Raw genomic sequence first — 17,674 nt, 5'->3', positions numbered from 1 at the left:
AGCGGTGATTTCTCATGCCAACAGAACAAGAAATGAAAGCAAGCCTGCAAAAGTATTTAGATGGATTCAATGAAGGGAATTCGGAAAAAGTAATTTCGTTATTTGCAGAAGACGCACGTGTAGAAGATCCCGTTGGAAGTGAGCCTTTAAAAGGAAAAGCATCCATTACATCATTCTTTCAACAATCTGTTCCGTCGGTTAAAAAATTAGAATTAGCAGCACCAATACGTGGGTCACATAGTAATGCAGCAGCAATGGCTTTTAACATTTACGTTGAAGTGGAAGGAAAAGAAGCGGTTATTCGCTGTATTGATGTGATGACATTTAATGATGAAGGATTAATTATGGATATGAAAGCGTATTGGGGACCGGAGGATATTCAGGCATAACGTAAACTTTTTAATTTTTATTGTATGTAAAAATAATCTATGTTAACCTTTTAATATAATGATCGTTCTATCTAAGGAGGGTAAGCATGAAAAAATCAAAGAAAAGAGAAGATTTATTGGATGCAGCGGAAGCCCTATTTTACAAACAAGGATTTCACACTATTGGTATAAAGCAAATCTTAAACGAAGCTAATGTCGCTACAATGACAATGTATAATCATTTCGATTCGAAAGAAGCATTAATCACGGAAGTATTAAAGCGTAGAGAGAAAATTTATTTTGATTTGTTAAAGTCCCATACTTCTGAGAAAACAGATGTAGAAAGTTACATGGACTCGTTAATTGATTTTCATGTTGATTGGCTAGTAAAAGACGGCTTTAATGGTTGTTTATTCTTACGAGCGAAGCAAGAGTACGAAGGAATTAATGAAGAGATTACATCATTAAGTGTTGAGTATAAGCAGAATCTAATTGATAAAATTAGTCAGGACTTGGCTAGTTTGGATTTGGATGATAACTATTCTGCCAGTATGCAAATCACACTTATCTTAGAGGGTGCGACTTCCATGTTTCAAATTTTGGGTACAGAGGTGACCAAAAGAGAAACAAAAAATGTTGCATCGAAGCTGATTGGAAAATAGATGGCGATCTATTTTCTTTATTTTAAAATTAACTATAATGAACGTTCTATATAAATTGGAGGGTGCATAATGAAATCAAAGACATTAATAATGGCTGGTCTACCGATGATAGCAGTAACGTATGGTTTATCAAGATTCAGTTTTGGGTTGATGCTTCCATATATTCGTGAATCATTAACAATTAGTCAAAGTGTGTCGGGAGTTATTTCATCATTATCCTACTTTGCTTATTGTATTGCTATTATCATGGCGATGATTTTTGCAGTAAAAATTGGTTCCAAAAACATCATTATCCTAGCTGGTGTTTTTTCTATCTTAGGATTAGGGTTGATTGCCGGTTCAACTAATTCCTTAATATTGGGAATGGGAGTGTTTATCGCTGGGTTAAGCACTGGATTAGCTTCGCCGCCTTATGCAGATATTGTTAGCACTAAAATCAATTCAGATAAAAAAGATCAGACAAACTCCTGGATAAATTCAGGCACAAGTATTGGAACTGCATTTACAGGTATGATCGCACTCACGATGACGAATGATTGGAGACAGGTTTATGTTATTTTCGCAATTGTAGCTTTAGCAGTTCTACTACTTAATTATTTTAGTCTTCCACGTAAAAATATCTCTAAAAAGGAGGCATCACCATTATCATTTTTTCCTTATAAAAAAGAGTGGAAAAATGCTTTTGGATTAATTAGTGCTTCCATCCTTTTAGGAATCTCTAGTGCAGCATACTGGACCTTTTCACGTGATTATATAGTTGGGATCGACGAATTGCCAACGTTATTAGGTGATTTATTCTGGGTCCTTATAGGATTATCTGGATTAGCTGGTGGTATGGCGGGTTACTTTGTTTCCAAAATAGGACTCTCCAAAGCATATGTTATTACAGTTATTTTGTTATCCACCGCTTCTTTATTATTAGGGTTATTCCCAACAAATACGCTAAGCGGGATTATTTCTCCAATCCTATTTGGAAGTTCTTATATATTTGTAACAGGATTACTGATTGTGTGGGGAACAAATACGTTTATTACTAATGCATCGTTTGGTTTAGGGGTGCCATTTTTATTATTAGCCTTAGGGCAAGTGTTTGGTTCAATTATTGCAGGAACAATAAGTGAAGCGATGGGCTACCCATTCTTGTTTATTTTCTCTGCTCTAATAGGCTATTTAACCATCTTTATATGGCCGAAAACAAAGAATAAACTAGAAGCTGAGCCATTGCGTGGCTCACAGTGATGATCCATGAACTGACTGAAATGAAATTAGTTAATGATTTAATGACATTCAATGAAGAACCATATATGATTGATATATTGGAGGACGGAGGATATATACGTTTTTTATAAAAACCATTTTTCTAACGGCCATAAAGAGGTGGGGATTTAATGAATAAAGAAGTTGTTGGCAAATGTAAGGTATGTGGGGACAACGTTTATTGTTCAGGTGGTTTTTTAGAAGGAGTTGTACAAGAAAATAAAACACTCTTATGTTTGTCTTGCGCAGGAAGGGATAAAAAGGATTGACACTCTAAGTGACTGTCAATCCTTTTTTTCTTTACTTCGAAATAGGTTCAAGAGGTCCAAATAATTCCATGTGAATATCTTTATCGGAAACATCCATATTTTGCAGGTCATTGTTTATAGCACTCATGAATGGCTTAGGTCCGCACAAATAAAAAGCAGCATCTTTTGTAGGAATTACCTTTTTTAACCAATCATAATCGATATATCCTTGTTTATCTCCATCAGTGATATTTGTAGGTTTACTAAATACAACATATTGCTTCACTTGATCATAAGAATTTGCTATTTCAGATACACTTGATCGCATTGCTTGATGATCAATAGATTTGGAAGCATGAATGAATATAACACTCCGACTAGGCTGAAGTTCTACAACGGACTCTAGCATGCTGATAATCGGAGTTAAACCAACGCCACCACTAATCAAAACGAGAGGACGTTGGTCACGTACATCTAAAATAAAATCACCAGCAGGTGCACTAATTGGCAAAACAGACCCTTCCTCCACGGAATCGTGTAGATAATTTGATACAATACCAACCGGGTTTTTTGAAGCTTCTCGTTTTACACTAATACGATAAAAATCTTTTCCTGAAGCAGTTGATAAGCTATATTGTCGTAAATGTTCATATGGTTCATTTTCTATTTGCGCTTTGATTGTAATGTATTGCCCGGGTTTGTAGGTAGGGATTGGTAAATCATCAACTGGCTTTAAATAAAAGGAAGTAATGTCTGTACTTTCTTTCACTTTTTTAATAACGGTAAAATTACGAAAACCGGTCCAACCACCGACCTGGTTTTCTTTTTCGTTGTACATCTCTTTTTCTACTGATATAAAGATATCCGCAATAACAAAGTAAGCTTTTTTCCAGGCTCCTATGATTTCGTCGGTAGCTGCATCTCCTAATACGTCCTTAATCGCTATTAGTAAGTATTTACCAACAATCGGATATTGTTCTGGTTTAATATTTAAACTTGTATGTTTATGTGCAATTTGTTTGACATATGGTAATATCTCTTCCAATTTCTCAATATTAGCCGCAGCAGCATATACTGTATTTGCTAATGCTTTAGATTGAGCTCCTTTACGTTGATTTGTTTGATTAAAAACATTACGTAGTTCTGGATTATTTTCTAAAAGTATTTTATAAAAATGTTTTGTAATGGATTCTCCATGTTCTCTCAATACTGGCACAGTGGCTTTAATAATTTCTGTCGTTTTTTTGTCTAAAAGTAAGGTTGTGTTTGACATGAAATCACTCCTAATAAAAGATGTATTTTCTATACATCTTTTATTTTATATGTTTAAATTGCTATTACAATAAGTTAAAATCAACTTTGTGTTACAATAATGTGAAAGATTTGACAAGTGGGTGTGTAAGATGAACTTAAAGAAATATACGGACTATGCATTGCGTGTATTAATTTTTACTGGTTTAAAATCGGATCAAGAGCTTGCGAATATTAAGGAAATAGCCGAGGTTTACCAAATATCACAAGAACATCTGAGGAAGGTTGTACATGAATTAACGAAAAAAGAATTAGTTGTCACGATTCGCGGGAGAAATGGTGGGATAAAGCTAGCAAAACCAGCTTCAGAGATTAATATAGGTCTTTTAATCAGACAGTTAGAGAATGATTTTGTTTTATTAGAGTGCTTCGATAAAGGGACGAACCATTGTGTTATTTCTCCTGGATGTACACTCAAACATGTGATTAATAAAGCATTGGTAGCTTTCTTTAAAGTTTTAGAAGAATATACACTAGAAGATTTAATTAAGAATGAAGAAGAATTGCTAGCACTAATGGGAATGGAAAGGAATAATTGATGAAGGTGGAGAATAAAATGACGATTGTCTTACAAAGAATTTATGAAAACTCTGAATCCAATGGATATAGAGTTTTAGTGGATCGAGTATGGCCTAGAGGAATTTCAAAATCGACCGCTAATTTAGACGACTGGGCGAAAGATATTACCCCTAGTCCAACTCTAAGAAAATGGTTTAATCATGAACCGGAAAAATTTAATCAATTCAAAAAGGAATATAAAAAAGAACTACTTGAAGATCAAATAAAGATAAATAAATTATTAGAGTTAAAAGAAATTCTAGAAAATCAAAATCTGATTTTGCTTTATGCAGCAAAAGATAAAAAACATAATCATGTTTTGGTTTTAAAAGAGGTTTTGGAGAATTATAAGTATTAAACCGGAACTTTCTCAGCCAATAGAGGGCGAGAACCAACTATATTAGCTGAAAAAGGATTTGGCTGGCTTTTTAAGAATGATTAAGTAATAGTATTTTATTTATTTCTCACTGTTAATAAATAATATCCATTAACTAAGAGTAATCCGATAGTCATAAGGAAAATAGAAAAAATCTGACTTTCATTAAAAATGGAATACACAGTTGCTAAAAATATAGCAAAGACTAGCAAGAAGTTTAGTAAGCTATGTGATTGGTATAATCCATCTAAAATAACTTGCTTCTCTCCGTCATCAGTCATATCAAGAACTGATTGAGTATAATCAGTATTTATTTCTCTATTTGGGTATGTCTGCTTCATAATATGTGTCATATAGAATGATAAAACGAGTGAAACGATGATCAATATAATAGCAATAGTTGTTAGGAAGACATTTTTAGTGCTGATAATACTTAAGCTAAGTGCCAGGACGGATAAAATAAAACTAATATTGGTATATAGCGAATAATCCGCAAATAATTTATATTTTTTGTCTTCTATTTCATCCTCTTCATCTCCACTAAATTGTTGTTTATTTAGGAATTTTATTTTTTTAAATCGGTATAAACTTAAAACAATAAGAATGGACGATACGACTAATAAACTAATAACTGTTATAATGCCTGCAAAATTAAATTCAGAAAAATTCATAAGAAAGTACATCACAAAATATCCAACAATTGCTCCTACCAATCCACCGCTAAATAATTTTATAACTGATTTCATTTATAATTCACTCTCCTCAAATTGGAATACTTTTTCGATCGGTTCTTCAAATATCCGGGCAATTCGAACCGCGATTAGTAATGAAGGCATATATTCTCCACGTTCAATTAAGCTTATGGTTTGTCTGGATACTTTCGCAAGTTTGGCAAGTTGTGTTTGATTATATCCGTCACGTGCTCGAAGTTCTTTTAAACGACTTTTCACATTACATCACCTTCAATTCTAATTCTGATAACATTATTGTATACTATACTTATCGTTATGACAATTATATTTGTCAAAAATAAAATTATTTTTGTCATTTTGATAAAGTAAAACTAGTTCACCATTACCCATAGTATCTATAGTTCAAGAATAGGTATATACTTTATAAAACATAAAATTAAATACAAAATATTAACCAAACCCATATCTTTTTACTGTAATTGATCGTTTATATATATGAGAAGCGTAAAAGGAGTGATTAAAATGTGCGCTAGGCCTAGCACAAGTTATTTTGAAGAAGAGAAAGATTTTTTAGAGAAGTATTCTCAACTTTCGCATTACTGCTTTTTCTTATCCCAAAATAAATGGGATGGAGAAGAGCTGTTACAAGATACAATATATAAAGCATTGACAAACTACGGAAGCTCTAATTCTTGGACTGTAAGTTTGTTGAAAAAGATTGCTTATCATAATTGGATAGATAAGAAACGTAGAGAAAGATATGCACCTATACAAAATATAAACGATACGTTCGTACAGAAAGACAATCATGAAGAAATTGAAGCACTTGTTGAAATGTTACTGTCGAAGATGACAATGAAACAACTTGCCGTGTTCTTATTGAAAGATGTATTTAGATATAAGATTGTGGAGATAGCCGATATTTGTGGTTTATCAGAAGTTGCGGTAAAAGCTTTATTACACCGCAGCAGAAAACATTTAGACAGTTTAGAGTATACAGATGAATTCTATTTTAATGAGGTTCCTCAAGAAATGAATTCAGAAATTGTTAAAATAATCGTGAGTGTTATTAAAGCAGATGACCCTTATCTTCTAATTAAACTCGTTCCAACGCTATTTAAAGATAATCGTACTGTTATGGTGTTACCTGTAAAATCTTTGAGATCTTCCATTTCTCCTTCTTACGCTCTCTCAATGGCAGCATAAAAATCGACTGATGCTTATGCTGATATAAGGAGGATAAAGATGAATACTGTACCTTATGTGATTGAACAATCGAATCGAGGAGAGAGATCCTACGATATTTTTTCCAGGCTGTTAAAGGATCGAATTATTATGGTTAGTGATGAAATAAATGATCAAATGGCCAATAGTATTGTAGCTCAGCTATTGTTTTTAGCGGCAGAGGATGCGGAGAAAGATATATCTCTTTATATTAATAGTCCTGGCGGCTCCACTTCAGCTGGTTTTGCGATTTTTGATACGATGCAATATATAAAACCAGATGTACGAACTATTTGTACGGGAATGGCAGCATCATTTGGTGCAATGTTGTTATTGGCTGGAGCCAAGGGAAAACGTTTTGCACTCCCCAATAGTGAGATTATGCTTCATCAACCCCTTGGAGGTGCGCGTGGCCAGGCAACAGAAATTGATATTTCTGCGAAGCGGATAATTAAACTAAGAGAGAAGATTAATCAAATAATTGCTGAACGGACAGGGCAATCAGTGGAGAAGGTAAGAAAAGATACCGATCGTGATTATTTTCTGACTGCAAATGAAGCAAAAGAATACGGCTTGATTGATGAAATTATATAAATAAAACGTTAAGAAGAGCTTCTGTAGAGGGGGCTCTTCTTAACGTCTTTTTATCATATAACTTTTAAAAATAGCTAAGCGAGTTAGATATTAAATTAGTTATTCTCTTTCATCGATCTATCAGCTAACTGCATAATTGTCATATCATCCATCGGAGGGTTGTGTAATCCCGCTCGAACGTCACGATAGTAGCGTTGTAAATTGTTTTTCTCGGATAAACTTTTTGCTCCGACAATACGCATGGCTATATCAACGGCTTGCACAGCCTTATTGGTAACCGATAGTTTAACTGCACCAAGTTCAGGTCCCATCACAACTCGAATATTTTCATCACCATTATCCCATTGTTTTGCAACCGAATGAAGGAAATGCTTGGATTCCATTAATAATAATTCAAGGTCACCCATCTTTTGTTTCACATTAGGTAAATCAGAAATAGTTCCGCCAATACTATTTGGTGAATAATTCATAGCGAATTGTACAGCTTCTTTTTGTGCTGCTTGAGCTATTCCAAGGTAACAAGCGGGTATGTGAAGTAGCCACCCAGCCGGTTTTCTTTTCTTACTTGATAGCATCTCAACTAGACCCTCCTCATCTAGGTGAACATTCTCTAATACAAGATCATGACTTCCGCTACCACGCATCGCAATAGAATCCCATGTCTCTTTTACTTTCACGCCCTGTTTATCCCGTTTGATTAAGAAATTGCCGACTTCACCTGTCTCATCAATGGTTGCACTTACAACAAAGTAGGTAAGAATGGGAGATAATGTTGTGAATGTTTTTCTGCCATTAATTATCCACTTGTTACCTTGTTTAATCGCGTGCGTTTCTGGTTTGCCGCCCCGTGTAGGGCTCCCAGTAGCTGGTTCTGTTGCTGCATTGTTGAGTAGAGCTCCGTTCAGAATAACATCATTTGCTACAGCGGAATATATATCTTCTTTCCATACTTTATTTTCACCAAGATATTTCATAATTCCCATATGCCAACCGATTGATAAAGCGGTAGAACCATCTGCATTTGCAATGATCTCTTGATATGTCAGTAATTCATCTAAGGATATCCCGGCCCCTCCGTATTCCTTTGGTATTGTTAAACTAGGATAACCAATCGATTGTAAATCTTTAAAGTTTTCAAATGGAAAAGACACGTCTTTATCATGTTTTTGTGCTCGTTCATTAAATGGCGCAACGGTATTTTTTATTAATTGTATGCGTTTATCTATTGTATTTAGATCAAGTAAATTACTCATTGTTTTCAAACCTCCTCTATAAATGCTTAGTAAGTCAATAAGTATAATCCTTATTATTTCATTGTTAAAAATAAAATTCAATTGACGAGTAATGTTTTAGAGAAGAGTTATAAATGTAGATTCGATTTTATAGTATATAATGGAAGTATAGAAAGGGGAGAATATGATGAACAATAACGAGTTATGGGAGAATGTCGATCACTATTTTGAAGAAAAACTTCTACCGGAAGATAAGATATTAAATCAAACTCTAGAGAATAATCAATTAGCAGGATTACCACAAATCGATGTGGCACCTTTACAAGGGAAGTTATTATACCTATTAACAAAAATGAAATCCGCTAGACAAGTGTTAGAGATTGGAACATTGGGTGGTTACAGTTCTATATGGTTTGCCAGAGCAGTGACTCAGAATGGAAAAGTAGTAACATTGGAAGCGAATCAAAACCATGCGGAAGTTGCCAGGGAAAATATAGAAAACGCAGGATTCAAACAAACGGTGCAAGTACTTGTTGGAAATGCTCTTGATACTCTTCCTACTTTAGAAAATGCAGGGGAATCTTTTGATGTTATTTTTATCGATGCCGATAAACAAAATAATCCCAAGTATTTAGAATGGGCATTACGATTAGCGAATGAAGGAGCACTCCTTATTGCAGATAATGTTGTGCGAAATGGAGAAGTTATTGATCAACGAAGTGAAGATGAACGTATCCAAGGATTGAGAGAATTTACGAATATGCTTGAAAACGAAGAGCGTATTGAATCCACTGCTATTCAAACAGTTGGTTCTAAAGGGTATGATGGTTTCGTGATTGGGATAGTGAAGTAAACTGACTCTTCAAATTGGAAAGGAAATTTACAAACACGTATAGAATGAGTAGTAAGAAACCCTGGTCTAATCATTGATCAGCTTTCGTTAAATTATCACAGAGAGCTTATCAACGTAGAAAACGCAAGTCATGATATCCATATGGGATAGACCAGGTGTTATCAAAAAAGCGATAGGCTAAATCGTGTCTAGAAGTTAATGAACAAAGGTAGTGTTGAGTTTTGGTCAATCTATGTCTCCGATTTTTATACGACCCTCAAGTAATTCGAAATTGTGGTATTTGATATCACCTGTTAGGACGAAATAGCTCAAACTAGAAGTAATAAGATGAGTGAATAAGTTGGTGAATAGGAATGAACTTAAGGAAATTAATTGCAAAAGGAAATACAGCGGATATTTACGATATTGGTGATCAAAGGGTTGTAAAACTTTTTAAACCACATTTTCCAGGAGTTGAAGCGGAAAAAGAGGCGAAGAAGCAGCGATTTGCTAAAAAATGTGGGTTAGATGTACCAAAAATATTTGATGTGACTGTAATAAACAATAGTCAGGCGATTGTTATGGAATATATGGATGCTATACCACTTGGCGAATATATCTCCTGCAAAACAAAGACCATCGAAGAGGTTTTGACAATTTGTGTTAAGGTCCAACAATGTATCCATCAAATTGCAGTAGAGGACTATTCAATTGAATCGATGCATGAAAAGCTTGAATACCAAATAACGAACAATACTGTATTAACTGAAACACAAAAGAAGGATTTACTCAAAGAATTAAATAAAATGGATTATACAGCATATCTTTGCCATGGTGATTTTCATCCGTTTAATGTGTTAATGGGTGAGAAAACGGATGAAACCATCATTATTGATTGGGTTGATGCTAGTGCTGGAGATATTTGTGCAGATGTTTACCGTTCTTATTTATTACTTTCTGGTTCTGATCAAGCGTTAGCTGATCTTTATGTGAATCTGTATTGTTCTACTTCATATATTACTAAAGATGACATTTTTCAATGGGCACCTATTATTGCAGGTGCACGGTTATTTGAGTTGGTTCCCTCTGAAAGTAAGCAACGTTTAATAAATATTGTAAATGAGCTTTATCGATAGTGTTTTACTTGATATGGAGCGAAAATATGTAAGACGCTTCTCCTTGATCCCAATAACCAATGATTTCATAGATAGTTTTCCCTTTGTTTGTTAAATCTATAGAATCTGAAGAACTCACAACATCATCCTTTTCCAAGATTCTCACGGAATACTCATTGGGTTCGAGTTCAAAGCTTAATGTAACATTAGAGTTTGCTTTTACGGTAGGTGGGTTGAATTGATTTGCTAGTTCAAATGGTCCGTCTATATCTACGGACGTATGTGTCATAGTCCCATCATTATTCTCATATTCCCAACTGTATGTTCCTTGAATAGGTGTGATTGTTTCCTTGCCAATATCAATTGATAAACGTGGTGGCTCCAACAGTTGATTTTCTTTAGGATTTGAATGAGCTGGTTCATCAGTGGCTATCGTTTCTTCCACACATCCTACAAGGAAGAGAAAAGTACAACATATAATCATTAAATAGAATGGCTTCATGATATACCTCCAATACATTTTTAAATTTAATATACCATAAGTAATTAGAATATTGGGCATATTTATAAATTGCTAGGAACGGGTACACTGAAAGAAAATGAGAAAGGATGTGTAAACAATGGATCAACAGCAGAACTTTAAACCCTTAGCTGAATCATTTTACCAAGTATCAACACTCGAATTAGCGAAGAATCTATTAGGTTGTATTTTAGTGAAACAATTGGAAGAAGGAACGAGTTCAGGAATTATTGTTGAGACAGAGGCTTATCTGGGAAATACAGACAGAGCTGCGCATGGTTATGGGAATCGCAGAACAAAACGTACAGAAATTCTCTATGCTAAACCAGGGCATGCATATGTGCACCTTATTCATAATCACCGTCTGATTAATGTGGTTAGCAGTAAAGAAGGGGAGCCAGAAAGTGTGCTAATTAGGGCAGTCGAACCTTTTTCCGGAATTGATGAAATGCTTCTGCGAAGGCAAGTGAAGAAGTTTCAAAATTTAACCAGTGGACCAGGAAAATTAACACAAGCAATGGGGATTCACATGGAGGATTACGGCCATTTCATGCTTGAACCTCCTTTATTTATATCAGAAGGAAAATCTCCAGCATCAGTGAGAAGCGGGAGTCGGATTGGTATTGATAATACGGGTGAGGCAAAGGATTACCCGTATCGCTTTTGGGTCGAGGGTAATCCATTTGTATCAAGATAAAACACCGTCATTCAATGAAAAGACGGTGTTTTATTGTTGTGTAAATACGTTAACCACTTAATCATGAATTTTTGAAGACATACATAAAAAAGGGATTCATATATTTATGTAGAATTAATTTAGGTAGATGTATTCATAGATGCTATAAATTATTGAAAATAGGGAGGTAAGGAATGAATAGCAAAGAAATCTTATTAGCCCAAATGGACGCTTGTTTGGAAAACACATGGTTTGTATCGTTAATTCATTCAATTGAGAGACTGACAGAAGATGCAGCAGATTGGAAACCCTCAGATGATGTAAACTCTATTCGAGAAATAGTAAATCATCTGATCTATTATAATGAAAGACATTTAAACAGATTTAAGAACGAACCATCAGACACAAAAAAAGTTGAATCCACTTTTTTGAATAGAGATGGACTTACTTGGGATGATGCACGAGAACGGATTACAAAGGGAATCGAAAGCTGGATAAAAGAATTGCAAAATGTAGATATGACCAGAGTGGAAGAGCGAGCAGAGGTAATTGCCCATTTAACAATTCATATAACTTACCATACTGGTCAAATTATACTCCTTAGGAAATTACAAGGCAGTTGGAACTCAGAAGATGGTGTGAAGGGGTGAAAATGATGAGTGAAAAGCTTTGGAGAATTGGAACAACATATATTCCGGTAAGCAAGATAGAACTTTCTGCAAGTTGGTACGTAGAGAAGTTGGGTGCACAGGTGAACTATCAAGATGATGATAAATGTATTCTAAATCTGGCAAATCAAAGCATTTTTCTTGTTAAGTCTCCGTCTGGTCAAAATGCTAATTTTATAGATTTAGCTGGGAAAGAACACTTTTCATTAACGTTTGAAGTCGATGGAGTAAAATCACTAGAATCACTCCGACTCGAATTAGCAGAAGATGATGTTCGTGTAGGAGATCTTGAAGATAGAGGACATGCGGGAAGAAATTTCGTATTTTATGATCCAGATGGCAATAAATTTGATGTGTGGAGTGAATTGAGTCCTGGTTTTAAGGAAAAGTATAGTTTGTTGGAGGGGTGAAATGTCTCGTATTGTAAATCTTGAAGAAGAATCAAGTGTCGTAGTAAACGGGCTGACGAAGCGTTTTCAGAGTGAAGTAGTTTTAGACAATGTAGATATCACCATCTTTAAAAATGAGATCCATGGAATAATTGGTCGAAATGGTGCAGGGAAGACCACGTTTATGGAATGTATTACAGGATTTATGCCTTTTGAAACTGGAGAATTACAGCTTTTGAACATAGAGGGGGAGGGTAAACAATACCGAGAAGAAATCATGCAACATACTGGCATACAACCTCAAGTCGGGAACTTGTTGCCAAGACAAACGGTCTATGAAACGATTCAATTGTTTACCAGTTTCTATAAAGATTCTATTCCTATTGGGAAATTAATAGATTTACTGGCTTTAAATCAATTGGAGACTAAGAAAATAAAAGATCTTTCCGTTGGTCAAAAACAACGGCTGCTAGTTGGTTTAGCATTGATTGGTAATCCGTCACTAATATTATTAGATGAACCTACTACTGGTATTGATCCTCAAATCAGACACTTAATATGGAGTGTCTTGAAAGAAGTTAGAGATTCTGGAAGTACAGTTTTATTAACCACACACTATATGGAAGAAGCTGAGAAGTTATGTGACCGAATCTCTATCTTACATAACAAGAGATTTATAGCTACTGGCACTCCGGAAGAAATTATAAATAAGTATAAAAAACGTTCAACAGACACTTTAGAAGATGTATTCCTTCATCTTACCGGAACGGATTTACGAAGGGAGATTGATTAGGGATTATGAAAGATCGGACTATTGTTCAAAATTTAGTTGCTGTTGGTTTAAAAGAAATTATTCGGGATCCCAAAATTTTATTCTTTTCAATGATCTTTCCTTTGTTTTTCCTTGGTTTATTTTATGGAATGAGTTTTGTTATTCCTGCATCAGAAGTTATGGAAATGACGATGATCGAGTTTATGTTTCCAGGTATTTTAATGATGGCATTTGCAAGCATAGGCTTTTTAGGCACATCTGTACCAATTATTGAACTGAGACAAAAAGGGGTATTAAAAACATTTCGAACTACGCCATTGAAGGAAAATTCATTTATAATGTCACAGGTTATTGTCCGATTGGTCCTTGCCTTTATACAATTAGTCATATTTGTTGTGATAGGTATTTTCTTAAATATGATAGATATGAGTAATTTACTGCTTTTTCTGGGCATTTCATTATTGGGAATCTGTATGTTCTTGATATTTGGTTTTCTATTTGGTGGTCTTTTTAATCATGTTGAACTAGCTTCAGGTGTTCTAAGCTTTTTGATGGTTCCTCTTATAATGCTAAGTGGTGCAATGATGCCATTATATATTTTACCAGATGTATTTCAAACCATTTCTTATTTTATTCCTATTACCTATTTAACGGATATTTACCATCAATATTTGTTTGGTGTAGAAGGGAATATGCCTATTATTGCTAATGTCCTTATTATTATTGGAATCAGTATCGTCATTTATTGGTTAACCATTAAGACATTTAAATGGTATTAGTGTTACTTGATGGAGGTGATTAGGACTGGATGATTTTTATTGGTATGGTTTAATTTTTTGGATATTTACTATTTCCGGAGTTGTTTTTTTAATTGGAAGTCTATGGTTTAAAGAATGGAAGTTTTCATTTGGAAGCGGGGTGCTATTTTTATTTCCTGCAATTTATTTTCTAGGTGCAGAGAATTGGCTCCGACTTTTTATCTTCCTTCCTGTGATTTCTTTTGTTGTGGCGTTATTTCTATATCGAAGCGTTGAATAGTTTTATAGATACAAGAAGGTGAATGTAAATGGTTGTCTTATTTATTATTGTTTTATTAATCGCGCTATATCTTAACAAAGATAGACTTAAAAAATTAACGATGTTGCAAATTTTTGGAGTCGCACTGACGTATGTTTTAGGAATATTAATCGGGACCGGTCTTATTCTTTACTTTGGTTACTTGGTAGGCGAGTTTTTCCCTGATGGAAGTGTAAGAACAGTACTGCAGATTTTAGTTGTAATTATTTCATTTTTGGTTATTTTCATGATGATGAGAAAGGTCGTAAATCGAATTATCGGAAAAGATTTTACTGGCTTATAGGTCTGATCAAATTCAATAATGGAGGGATAGAGATGTCAGAGCAGTACGCGGTATTAGAAGGAGCAGAGCCATTTTATTTTGAAGGGAATCGTGTAGGAGTGTTGGTTTCTCATGGTTTTACTGGTACGACACAAAGTATGCGACCGCTTGGGGAAGCATTTGCAGAATATGGATATACTGTATGCGCGCCTAGATTGAAAGGACATGGAACGCATTATGAAGATATGGAGAAGACGACATTCCATGATTGGATTGAATCTATTGAAGAAGGCTATCACTGGCTCCAAGAGCGTTGTGACACGATTTACATGTGTGGCTTGTCAATGGGAGGAACATTATCTCTATACATGGCAGAAAAGTACAGTGAATTAAATGGTATTGTCTTAATAAATGCAGCTATCGAAGTGCCAGATATGGAAGCTGCGACAGAAATGAAAGATACTCGATTTATTGATGCAATAGGTTCTGATATTAAAAAGCCGAACATCCAAGAATTAGCATATGAAAAAACACCCGTTCAATCAATAAGGGAGATTGTTAAGCTAATGGAACAAATACGATTAGATTTAAATAAAGTTACTTGCCCCGCATGCATATTTGTATCGGATGAGGATCATGTTGTTCCACCATATAATTCGGAGGTCATATATAAAGAAATTCAATCTGATGTGAAAGAAATAATTCCATTAAATGAGAGTTATCACGTGGCAACGCTGGATAATGACCAAGCATATATAATTGAAAAAACGTTGGAATTTTTAAATGAACATTAGTTTGAGAGAACATATTGACTCATGTTAATGGCAAAGTTTTGTAGATATTTTAATATAGAGGAGTCTAGTTTAATCAAACTTCCCGACCTAGCAGGTTCTTTTGCGATAATTGAATGTCAAAGTCAGTATCTATTATGCTTTAATACATTGAGAAGGCAATGGGAAACTACCTGCAGGAAAAAGAGAGGATAATGAGTCTCCACAAGAGTGTGCGATTAGGGAACTGTATGAAAAAATGGACCAGTCCATATCTGATATGGACTTATTGGACTGTTAACTTCTAGTGATAGACTTCGGGAGATTACATATAACCCACTGCTTCATGCACAAGTAATGAGCTTCCACCGTTTTTATCAAATAATAAGACTTCAGATTTGAAGCTCTGGAATCAAGCAGTAAAAAATTAACCCGATAGATTCTATTGATGAGATACTTTTAAAACATATATCTCGAATTTTAAAAGGAAATCCGTTAGCCTTCCACCATCTTAAGATATGGAATTTCTCTGTTATCGACAATAGCAATATAAACCTGCGTATCGGTTTCGTAAATTTTCGTTCCTACAGGTAGTTTATTAGCAGTACCATTTTCGAAATCTTTAGCGTTATTCGATTGATAGGAGATTTCTCCAATTTCATCTCCTCTCGTATAGTCTTCTTCTTGTACCCACTCAATATTTGTAGCGTTAGAAAATACAAAGTCATCTAAAAGAAAAATGTCTGCGTTTTCATTTTGAAGGAATTCATATGGAGTTGGGTTATTGGTTACGGCTTTTTCTTCTTCCTCAGTACAACCGGTTAATGTAAAGATTGGAACGAAGATAATGATCATAATGATACGTAACACTGTTTTTTCCCTCCTTGATAATTTATGTATGTATTTATTCAATAGTATATCGGAAATTCCCTTTAAATGGTAATTATTAATTTGCGGAGGAGATGTAATGAAAGATATAAGAAATCGCATGAATGCAATAGAAGCAGCTAGGAAAATAGTAGAGCAACATTTCCCCTCTTGTACTGGAGCGGTTTTAGCAGGAAGTGTAGTACGCGGCGAAGCAACAAATACATCTGATCTTGATATCGTTATTTTTGATAAAAAATTACCAGCTTCTTATCGAACTTCATTTAACGCTTTTGGGTGGCCGGTGGAAGCATTTGTACATAATAGTGAATCTTACAAGTTTTTCTTTGAGTCTGATCGCAAACGAGCTAGGCCATCTTTGCCGAATATGGTAGCTAATGGAGTAATTATCAAGAATGAGGATGCGATAATAGATAAGATTAAAATAGAAGCGAACCAAATTTTAACGAATGGACCAGATAAGTGGACGAAAGAAGAAATTGATGTAAAACGCTACTTTCTAACGGATGTGTTAGAGGACTTTATTGGTAGTGAAAATAGACCAGAGGAATTATTTACATTAAATAAGCTCGTTGATCTTGTAAGCGAATTTTTATTACGAACAGATAATCAATGGGTAGGAGATTCGAAAGGAATGTATCGTGCGCTACAGAAATATGATGCTACTCTAACGGAAGAATTGATAGAAAGTATGGATACTTTCTATCAAAATAGCGAGAAGAAGTCTATGATTGATTTTGTGGATAGAATCTTAGAACCATATGGTGGAAGGTATTTTACAGGGTTTTCTGTAGGGAAGGACGATAAATAAGCATCATCTTGATTCATAATAGTGGTCGCTTAAATTAAGTGCCCGGAATCGAAGAGAGAAGAAAAAAGTGGTCGCTCATAAGGAAGATGAGTGCCCAGAATCAAAAGAAGAAGAAAAAGGTGGTCACTCATAAGGAAGATGAGTGCCCGGAATTAGAAGAGGAAGTAAAGAATGGTCGCTCATAAAGGAGATGAGTGCCCAGAATCAAAAGAAGAAGAAAAAGGTGGTCGCTCATAAGGAAGATGAGTGCCCGGAATTAGAAGAGGAAGTAAAGAATGGTCGCTCATAAAGGAGATGAGTGCCCAGAATCAAAAGAAGAAGAAAAAGGTGGTCGCTCATAAGGAAGATGAGTGCCCAAAATTAGAAGAGGAA

The 17,674-nt window shown here is 34.8% G+C and carries 24 protein-coding genes and 1 pseudogene; 19 read left to right on the top strand and 6 right to left on the bottom strand.

Annotated features, from left to right (window positions below; translation table 11 throughout):
• Positions 1-14: 14 nt before the first annotated feature.
• The 4 genes from ABC346_RS02065 (at position 15) to ABC346_RS02050 (ending at position 2,556) form a co-directional block, all read left to right on the top strand.
• The gene (locus ABC346_RS02065) at positions 15-389 is read left to right on the top strand and encodes a steroid Delta-isomerase (RefSeq protein WP_413233325.1); all 375 of its coding nucleotides are present in this window, start codon (positions 15-17) and stop codon (positions 387-389) included.
• 86 nt (positions 390-475) lie between these two features.
• Positions 476-1,030 (top strand): TetR/AcrR family transcriptional regulator, encoded by a 555-nt coding sequence (locus tag ABC346_RS02060; protein ID WP_413233324.1) that lies wholly within the window; start codon positions 476-478, stop codon positions 1,028-1,030.
• Between the two features lie 69 nt (positions 1,031-1,099).
• Positions 1,100-2,269, top strand: coding sequence for an MFS transporter (locus tag ABC346_RS02055; RefSeq protein ID WP_413233323.1), 1,170 nt, complete (start codon positions 1,100-1,102; stop codon positions 2,267-2,269).
• Between the two features lie 149 nt (positions 2,270-2,418).
• Positions 2,419-2,556 (top strand): hypothetical protein, encoded by a 138-nt coding sequence (locus tag ABC346_RS02050; protein ID WP_413233322.1) that lies wholly within the window; start codon positions 2,419-2,421, stop codon positions 2,554-2,556.
• 31 nt (positions 2,557-2,587) lie between these two features.
• Here the strand turns inward: ABC346_RS02050 and hmpA are convergent, their stop codons facing one another.
• On the bottom strand, positions 2,588-3,808 hold the full coding sequence (gene hmpA / locus ABC346_RS02045; RefSeq protein WP_413233321.1) for an NO-inducible flavohemoprotein: 1,221 nt from the start codon (positions 3,806-3,808) through the stop codon (positions 2,588-2,590).
• A gap of 130 nt (positions 3,809-3,938) precedes the next feature.
• Between hmpA and nsrR the strand changes: the two genes are divergently transcribed.
• Both nsrR and ABC346_RS02035 read left to right on the top strand, forming a co-directional pair.
• Positions 3,939-4,385, top strand: a complete 447-nt coding sequence (gene nsrR, locus ABC346_RS02040; protein WP_413233320.1) for a nitric oxide-sensing transcriptional repressor NsrR — start codon at positions 3,939-3,941, stop codon at positions 4,383-4,385.
• A 17-nt stretch (positions 4,386-4,402) separates the two neighbouring features.
• On the top strand, positions 4,403-4,762 hold the full coding sequence (locus tag ABC346_RS02035) for a DUF488 domain-containing protein (protein ID WP_413233319.1): 360 nt from the start codon (positions 4,403-4,405) through the stop codon (positions 4,760-4,762).
• A gap of 95 nt (positions 4,763-4,857) precedes the next feature.
• Here ABC346_RS02035 and ABC346_RS02030 read toward each other — a convergent pair whose 3' ends face one another.
• Both ABC346_RS02030 and ABC346_RS02025 read right to left on the bottom strand, forming a co-directional pair.
• Complete coding sequence (locus ABC346_RS02030; RefSeq protein ID WP_413233318.1) at positions 4,858-5,526, bottom strand: DUF3169 family protein; 669 nt, start codon at positions 5,524-5,526, stop codon at positions 4,858-4,860.
• Positions 5,527-5,730: a helix-turn-helix transcriptional regulator gene (locus ABC346_RS02025; RefSeq protein ID WP_413233317.1), complete on the bottom strand. Its 204-nt coding sequence runs from the start codon at positions 5,728-5,730 to the stop codon at positions 5,527-5,529.
• Between the two features lie 264 nt (positions 5,731-5,994).
• On the opposite strand from ABC346_RS02025, the gene ABC346_RS02020 reads away from it, so the two are divergent.
• Entirely contained in the window at positions 5,995-6,678 is a 684-nt protein-coding gene (locus ABC346_RS02020; protein ID WP_413233316.1) for a sigma factor-like helix-turn-helix DNA-binding protein, read from the top strand.
• 39 nt (positions 6,679-6,717) lie between these two features.
• Positions 6,718-7,290 carry an ATP-dependent Clp endopeptidase proteolytic subunit ClpP gene (clpP, locus tag ABC346_RS02015; RefSeq protein ID WP_413233315.1) on the top strand — a complete coding sequence of 191 codons (573 nt, stop codon included), beginning with the start codon at positions 6,718-6,720 and terminating at the stop codon, positions 7,288-7,290.
• A gap of 95 nt (positions 7,291-7,385) precedes the next feature.
• On the opposite strand, the gene ABC346_RS02010 is transcribed toward clpP, so the two are convergent.
• Positions 7,386-8,543, bottom strand: a complete 1,158-nt coding sequence (locus ABC346_RS02010) for an acyl-CoA dehydrogenase family protein (RefSeq protein WP_413233314.1) — start codon at positions 8,541-8,543, stop codon at positions 7,386-7,388.
• Between the two features lie 166 nt (positions 8,544-8,709).
• Between ABC346_RS02010 and ABC346_RS02005 the strand changes: the two genes are divergently transcribed.
• Complete coding sequence (locus tag ABC346_RS02005; RefSeq protein WP_413233313.1) at positions 8,710-9,375, top strand: O-methyltransferase; 666 nt, start codon at positions 8,710-8,712, stop codon at positions 9,373-9,375.
• Positions 9,376-9,728: 353 nt separating this feature from the next.
• Entirely contained in the window at positions 9,729-10,490 is a 762-nt protein-coding gene (locus tag ABC346_RS02000; RefSeq protein ID WP_413233312.1) for a phosphotransferase family protein, read from the top strand.
• Positions 10,491-10,494: 4 nt separating this feature from the next.
• Here the strand turns inward: ABC346_RS02000 and ABC346_RS01995 are convergent, their stop codons facing one another.
• Positions 10,495-10,971 (bottom strand): hypothetical protein, encoded by a 477-nt coding sequence (locus ABC346_RS01995; protein ID WP_413233311.1) that lies wholly within the window; start codon positions 10,969-10,971, stop codon positions 10,495-10,497.
• 118 nt (positions 10,972-11,089) lie between these two features.
• Here ABC346_RS01995 and ABC346_RS01990 point away from each other — a divergent pair, with 118 nt between their 5' ends.
• The 8 genes and pseudogenes from ABC346_RS01990 to ABC346_RS01955 form a co-directional block, all read left to right on the top strand.
• Complete coding sequence (locus ABC346_RS01990; RefSeq protein WP_413233310.1) at positions 11,090-11,686, top strand: DNA-3-methyladenine glycosylase; 597 nt, start codon at positions 11,090-11,092, stop codon at positions 11,684-11,686.
• Between the two features lie 173 nt (positions 11,687-11,859).
• The gene (locus tag ABC346_RS01985) at positions 11,860-12,315 is read left to right on the top strand and encodes a DinB family protein (protein WP_413233309.1); all 456 of its coding nucleotides are present in this window, start codon (positions 11,860-11,862) and stop codon (positions 12,313-12,315) included.
• Positions 12,316-12,320: 5 nt separating this feature from the next.
• Positions 12,321-12,743 carry a VOC family protein gene (locus tag ABC346_RS01980; protein ID WP_413233308.1) on the top strand — a complete coding sequence of 141 codons (423 nt, stop codon included), beginning with the start codon at positions 12,321-12,323 and terminating at the stop codon, positions 12,741-12,743.
• A gap of 1 nt (position 12,744) precedes the next feature.
• The gene (locus tag ABC346_RS01975; RefSeq protein WP_413233307.1) at positions 12,745-13,515 is read left to right on the top strand and encodes an ABC transporter ATP-binding protein; all 771 of its coding nucleotides are present in this window, start codon (positions 12,745-12,747) and stop codon (positions 13,513-13,515) included.
• 5 nt (positions 13,516-13,520) lie between these two features.
• Positions 13,521-14,273 carry an ABC transporter permease gene (locus ABC346_RS01970; protein WP_413233306.1) on the top strand — a complete coding sequence of 251 codons (753 nt, stop codon included), beginning with the start codon at positions 13,521-13,523 and terminating at the stop codon, positions 14,271-14,273.
• Between the two features lie 287 nt (positions 14,274-14,560).
• The gene (locus ABC346_RS01965; protein ID WP_413233305.1) at positions 14,561-14,854 is read left to right on the top strand and encodes a hypothetical protein; all 294 of its coding nucleotides are present in this window, start codon (positions 14,561-14,563) and stop codon (positions 14,852-14,854) included.
• Positions 14,855-14,886: 32 nt separating this feature from the next.
• Positions 14,887-15,627, top strand: a complete 741-nt coding sequence (locus tag ABC346_RS01960; RefSeq protein ID WP_413233304.1) for an alpha/beta hydrolase — start codon at positions 14,887-14,889, stop codon at positions 15,625-15,627.
• Positions 15,628-15,838: 211 nt separating this feature from the next.
• Positions 15,839-15,904, top strand: a pseudogene (locus ABC346_RS01955) (hypothetical protein); the annotation flags it as partial.
• 194 nt (positions 15,905-16,098) lie between these two features.
• Here the strand turns inward: ABC346_RS01955 and ABC346_RS01950 are convergent.
• Complete coding sequence (locus ABC346_RS01950; RefSeq protein WP_413233303.1) at positions 16,099-16,473, bottom strand: hypothetical protein; 375 nt, start codon at positions 16,471-16,473, stop codon at positions 16,099-16,101.
• A gap of 97 nt (positions 16,474-16,570) precedes the next feature.
• On the opposite strand from ABC346_RS01950, the gene ABC346_RS01945 reads away from it, so the two are divergent.
• The gene (locus ABC346_RS01945) at positions 16,571-17,302 is read left to right on the top strand and encodes a nucleotidyltransferase domain-containing protein (RefSeq protein WP_413233302.1); all 732 of its coding nucleotides are present in this window, start codon (positions 16,571-16,573) and stop codon (positions 17,300-17,302) included.
• Positions 17,303-17,674: the final 372 nt, after the last annotated feature.

The sequence above is a fragment of the Oceanobacillus phoenicis genome (genome assembly GCF_047238145.1).
In the GTDB taxonomy this organism is placed as follows: Bacteria; Bacillota; Bacilli; order Bacillales; family Amphibacillaceae; genus Oceanobacillus.
This window is presented reverse-complemented; position numbering and strand designations above follow the sequence as displayed.